At 41.7% G+C, this 1,072-nt stretch carries 1 protein-coding gene; it reads right to left on the reverse strand.

Annotated elements, in window-relative coordinates; translation table 11 throughout:
• On the reverse strand, positions 1-1,072 hold a 1,072-nt coding region (tnpC, locus tag DDE80_RS14430), incomplete at both ends, for an IS66 family transposase (protein WP_108308640.1).

Below are 1,072 nucleotides of genomic sequence, written 5' to 3' on the forward strand. Positions count from 1 at the left end.
TATGCTGCTTTGATCTTGGCGCATGTTGCTTGAATTTTGGCCGACCAAGGCATGTACTCTTGTAATAATTCAGGTTGCTGGTGAATTGGTAAATTCGGCAGTTCCATTAAAAGCTTTACCAGGTATTGATAGAAATCAATTCCATTTGCTTTTGCTGTTTCTGCTAAACTCAAACAAATCGCATTCGCTTTGGCACCTGCTTCACTAACAGAGAAGAGCCAATTTTTCCGGCCGATGACCGTTGGACGAATCGCATTTTCTGCTGGGTTATTATCAATTTCAATTTGCCCATTATACAGAAATGCTTTCAGCTCTTTTCTTCTATTCAACGTATACTCAGTTGCCGTAGCTAATGCATTTTTACCAAAGAACTGTGATTTTTCAAGCCATCCAAAAAACTTACGAATAATCTTTCTTGCATATCGCCATCGCATTTTTTGTCGTTGCTTCGGTGGTAGTCCTTTGAATTTTTGTTCTAATGCATAGAGTTTGTTGCAGTAAGCCAAGCCAATACGCCCGTTCTTACTTTCAACCTTTCCCCAATAACGTCGAACGTGCGCCCAACAGTTAGCGAACGTAATGTTGGATAACTTATCATAGGCAGCGTAACCATCACAAATAACCGTGCCTTTAAAGTCAGCCAAATAGTTCTCCAATACCGTTCGACTTCTCGTTAATGCATGCTCAAATAGAATAACCACTGGCCCCTCTGTTGGGACGGATCGGAATACCCAGTTATACGCATTTGATTGTGGACGTTTTCCATCGGAACGATTTAATACTTTGGCAACCGTTTCATCAATATGAAGCAGTGTTTTGGCCGAAAGGACATGTTTCATTTCCTCGTAAATTGGCAATAGCCAATCTTCCGCTACACGAATGACCCAATTCGAAAGATTTTTATCATTCGTGATTAATCCTGCACGTGTCCACTCTTTCACTTGACGATAAAGCGGTAGATAAAGCGAGAATTTATCATAAATTACTTTTGCCAACACCGTTGGCCCCGCAATGCTACGAGGAATCGCCGCCGTCGGCGCTTTTCCGCGTTGAATAAACGAACTTTGCTCGT

It is taken from the genome of Metalysinibacillus jejuensis (assembly GCF_003057615.1).
GTDB classification, from domain to species: domain Bacteria; phylum Bacillota; class Bacilli; order Bacillales_A; family Planococcaceae; genus Metalysinibacillus; species Metalysinibacillus jejuensis.